This is a genomic window from Planomonospora parontospora, assembly GCA_014647935.1.
Lineage (GTDB): Bacteria > Actinomycetota > Actinomycetes > Streptosporangiales > Streptosporangiaceae > Planomonospora > Planomonospora parontospora.
The window spans coordinates 1-5,000 of record BMQD01000062.1 but is presented as its reverse complement, the minus strand read 5'-3'; the positions used below and the strand labels follow the sequence as shown (position 1 = coordinate 5,000).

The following is a 5,000-nucleotide window of genomic DNA, read 5'->3' as shown; positions in this document are numbered from 1 at the left end:
CTTTTTCACTCTCTTTTCAAAGTTCTTTTCATCTTTCCATCACTGTACTTGTTCGCTATCGGTCTCTCGCCAATATTTAGCTTTAGATGGAATTTACCACCCACTTAGAGCTGCATTCCCAAACAACTCGACTCTTCGAAGGCACTTTACAAAGAACCGCACTCCTCGCCACACGGGATTCTCACCCTCTATGACGTCCTGTTCCAAGGAACATAGACAAGGAACGGCCCCAAAGTTGCCCTCTCCAAATTACAACTCGGGCACCGAAGGTACCAGATTTCAAATTTGAGCTTTTGCCGCTTCACTCGCCGTTACTAAGGCAATCCCGGTTGGTTTCTTTTCCTCCGCTTATTGATATGCTTAAGTTCAGCGGGTACTCCTACCTGATTTGAGGTCAAACTTTAAGAACATTGTTCGCCTAGACGCTCTCTTCTTATCGATAACGTTCCAATACGCTCAGTATAAAAAAAGATTAGCCGCAGTTGGTAAAACCTAAAACGACCGTACTTGCATTATACCTCAAGCACGCAGAGAAACCTCTCTTTGGAAAAAAAACATCCAATGAAAAGGCCAGCAATTTCAAGTTAACTCCAAAGAGTATCACTCACTACCAAACAGAATGTTTGAGAAGGAAATGACGCTCAAACAGGCATGCCCCCTGGAATACCAAGGGGCGCAATGTGCGTTCAAAGATTCGATGATTCACGGAATTCTGCAATTCACATTACGTATCGCATTTCGCTGCGTTCTTCATCGATGCGAGAACCAAGAGATCCGTTGTTGAAAGTTTTTAATATTTTAAAATTTCCAGTTACGAAAATTCTTGTTTTTGACAAAAATTTAATGAATAGATAAAATTGTTTGTGTTTGTTACCTCTGGGCCCCGATTGCTCGAATGCCCAAAGAAAAAGTTGCAAAGATATGAAAACTCCACAGTGTGTTGTATTGAAACGGTTTTAATTGTCCTATAACAAAAGCACAGAAATCTCTCACCGTTTGGAATAGCAAGAAAGAAACTTACAAGCCTAGCAAGACCGCGCACTTAAGCGCAGGCCCGGCTGGACTCTCCATCTCTTGTCTTCTTGCCCAGTAAAAGCTCTCATGCTCTTGCCAAAACAAAAAAATCCATTTTCAAAATTATTAAATTTCTTTAATGATCCTTCCGCAGGTTCACCTACGGAAACCTTGTTACGACTTTTAGTTCCTCTAAATGACCAAGTTTGTCCAAATTCTCCGCTCTGAGATGGAGTTGCCCCCTTCTCTAAGCAGATCCTGAGGCCTCACTAAGCCATTCAATCGGTACTAGCGACGGGCGGTGTGTACAAAGGGCAGGGACGTAATCAACGCAAGCTGATGACTTGCGCTTACTAGGAATTCCTCGTTGAAGAGCAATAATTACAATGCTCTATCCCCAGCACGACGGAGTTTCACAAGATTACCAAGACCTCTCGGCCAAGGTTAGACTCGCTGGCTCCGTCAGTGTAGCGCGCGTGCGGCCCAGAACGTCTAAGGGCATCACAGACCTGTTATTGCCTCAAACTTCCATCGGCTTGAAACCGATAGTCCCTCTAAGAAGTGGATAACCAGCAAATGCTAGCACCACTATTTAGTAGGTTAAGGTCTCGTTCGTTATCGCAATTAAGCAGACAAATCACTCCACCAACTAAGAACGGCCATGCACCACCACCCACAAAATCAAGAAAGAGCTCTCAATCTGTCAATCCTTATTGTGTCTGGACCTGGTGAGTTTCCCCGTGTTGAGTCAAATTAAGCCGCAGGCTCCACTCCTGGTGGTGCCCTTCCGTCAATTCCTTTAAGTTTCAGCCTTGCGACCATACTCCCCCCAGAACCCAAAGACTTTGATTTCTCGTAAGGTGCCGAGTGGGTCATTAAAAAAACACCACCCGATCCCTAGTCGGCATAGTTTATGGTTAAGACTACGACGGTATCTGATCATCTTCGATCCCCTAACTTTCGTTCTTGATTAATGAAAACGTCCTTGGCAAATGCTTTCGCAGTAGTTAGTCTTCAATAAATCCAAGAATTTCACCTCTGACAATTGAATACTGATGCCCCCGACCGTCCCTATTAATCATTACGATGGTCCTAGAAACCAACAAAATAGAACCAAACGTCCTATTCTATTATTCCATGCTAATATATTCGAGCAATACGCCTGCTTTGAACACTCTAATTTTTTCAAAGTAAAAGTCCTGGTTCGCCAAGAGCCACAAGGACTCAAGGTTAGCCAGAAGGAAAGGCCCCGTTGGAAATCCAGTACACGAAAAAATCGGACCGGCCAACCGGGCCCAAAGTTCAACTACGAGCTTTTTAACTGCAACAACTTTAATATACGCTATTGGAGCTGGAATTACCGCGGCTGCTGGCACCAGACTTGCCCTCCAATTGTTCCTCGTTAAGGTATTTACATTGTACTCATTCCAATTACAAGACCCGAATGGGCCCTGTATCGTTATTTATTGTCACTACCTCCCTGAATTAGGATTGGGTAATTTGCGCGCCTGCTGCCTTCCTTGGATGTGGTAGCCGTTTCTCAGGCTCCCTCTCCGGAATCGAACCCTTATTCCCCGTTACCCGTTGAAACCATGGTAGGCCACTATCCTACCATCGAAAGTTGATAGGGCAGAAATTTGAATGAACCATCGCCAGCACAAGGCCATGCGATTCGAAAAGTTATTATGAATCATCAAAGAGTCCGAAGACATTGATTTTTTATCTAATAAATACATCTCTTCCAAAGGGTCGAGATTTTAAGCATGTATTAGCTCTAGAATTACCACAGTTATACCATGTAGTAAAGGAACTATCAAATAAACGATAACTGATTTAATGAGCCATTCGCAGTTTCACTGTATAAATTGCTTATACTTAGACATGCATGGCTTAATCTTTGAGACAAGCATATGACTACTGGCAGGATCAACCAGATAACTATCTTAAAAGAAGAAGCAACAAGCAGTAAAAAAGAAAGAAACCGAAATCTCTTTTTTTTTTTCCCACCTATTCCCTCTTGCTAGAAGATACTTATTGAGTTTGGAAACAGCTGAAATTCCAGAAAAATTGCTTTTTCAGGTCTCTCTGCTGCCGGAAATGCTCTCTGTTCAAAAAGCTTTTACACTCTTGACCAGCGCACTCCGTCACCATACCATAGCACTCTTTGAGTTTCCTCTAATCAGGTTCCACCAAACAGATACCCCGGTGTTTCACGGAATGGTACGTTTGATATCGCTGATTTGAGAGGAGGTTACACTTGAAGAATCACAGTCTTGCGACCGGCTATTCAACAAGGCATTCCCCCAAGTTTGAATTCTTTGAAATAGATTGCTATTAGCTAGTAATCCACCAAATCCTTCGCTGCTCACCAATGGAATCGCAAGATGCCCACGATGAGACTGTTCAGGTTAAACGCAAAAGAAACACACTCTGGGAATTTCTTCCCAAATTGTATCTCTCAATACGCATCAACCCATGTCAATTAAACACGCTGTATAGAGACTAGGCAGATCTGACGATCACCTAGCGACTCTCTCCACCGTTTGACGAGGCCATTTACAAAAACATAACGAACGACAAGCCTACTCGAATTCGTTTCCAAACTCTTTTCGAACTTGTCTTCAACTGCTTTCGCATGAAGTACCTCCCAACTACTTTTCCTCACACTTGTACTCCATGACTAAACCCCCCCTCCCATTACAAACTAAAATCTTACTTTTATTTTCTTTTGCCCTCTCTGTCGCTCTGCCTTAACTACGTATTTCTCGCCGAGAAAAACTTCAATTTAAGCTATTCTCCAAAAATCTTAGCGTATATTTTTTTTCCAAAGTGACAGGTGCCCCGGGTAACCCAGTTCCTCACTATTTTTTACTGCGGAAGCGGAAGCGGAAAATACGGAAACGCGCGGGAACATACAAAACATACAAAATATACCTTTCTCACACAAGAAATATATGCTACTTGCAAAATATCATACCAAAAAACTTTTCACAACCGAAACCAAAACCAACGGATATCATACATTACACTACCACCATTCAAACTTTACTACTATCCTCCCTTCAGTTTCCCTTTTTCTGCCTTTTTCGGTGACGGAAATACGCTTCAGAGACCCTAAAGGGAAATCCATGCCATAACAGGAAAGTAACATCCCAATGCGGACTATACCACCCCACCACACTCCTACCAATAACGGTAACTATTCTATGTTTTCTTACTCCTATGTCTATTCATCTTTCATCTGACTACCTAATACTATGCAAAAATGTAAAATCATCACACAAAACATAAACAATCAAAATCAGCCATTTCCGCACCTTTTCCTCTGTCCACTTTCAACCGTCCCTCCAAATGTAAAATGGCCTATCGGAATACATTTTCTACATCCTAACTACTATAAAACAACCTTTAGACTTACGTTTGCTACTCTCATGGTCTCAATACTGCCGCCGACATTCTGTCCCACATACTAAATCTCTTCCCGTCATTATCGCCCGCATCCGGTGCCGTAAATGCAAAACAAATACCATCTATGTCTTCCACACCATCATTTTACTATGCCTGCCACCATCCATTTGTCTTTTGCACCATATCTTCATAACCTGTCACCTTGAAACTACCTCTGCATGCCACCTACCGACCAACTTTCATGTTCTGTTTCGACCTACCTCTTGTAAATGACAAATCACCTTTTTCATCGTATGCACCTTATTCTCCACATCACAATGCACTATTGCTTTTGCTTTTTCACCTGTCATATCCTATTGCTATTAGATGAAATATAATAAAAATTGTCCTCCACCCATAACACCTCTCACTCCCACCTACTGAACATGTCTGGACCCTGCCCTCATATCACCTGCGTTTCCGTTAAACTATCGGTTGCGGCCATATCTACCAGAAAGCACCGTTTCCCGTCCGATCAACTGTAGTTAAGCTGGTAAGAGCCTGACCGAGTAGTGTAGTGGGTGACCATACGCGAAACT

Annotated in this window: 3 rRNA genes (1 of these 3 running past the window's edge); 1 reads left to right on the top strand and 2 read right to left on the bottom strand. The window is 42.7% G+C overall.

Annotation, left to right across the window (positions count from 1 at the left end):
- Window positions 1–801 (bottom strand): 23S ribosomal RNA (locus IEZ07_RS36475); it reaches 2,774 nt to the left of the window's first position.
- 345 nt (window positions 802–1,146) lie between these two features.
- Window positions 1,147–2,956 (bottom strand): 16S ribosomal RNA (locus IEZ07_RS36470).
- A 1,938-nt stretch (window positions 2,957–4,894) separates the two neighbouring features.
- Here IEZ07_RS36470 and rrf point away from each other — a divergent pair.
- Window positions 4,895–5,000: ribosomal RNA gene (gene rrf, locus IEZ07_RS36465) — 5S ribosomal RNA — on the top strand; the annotation flags it as partial.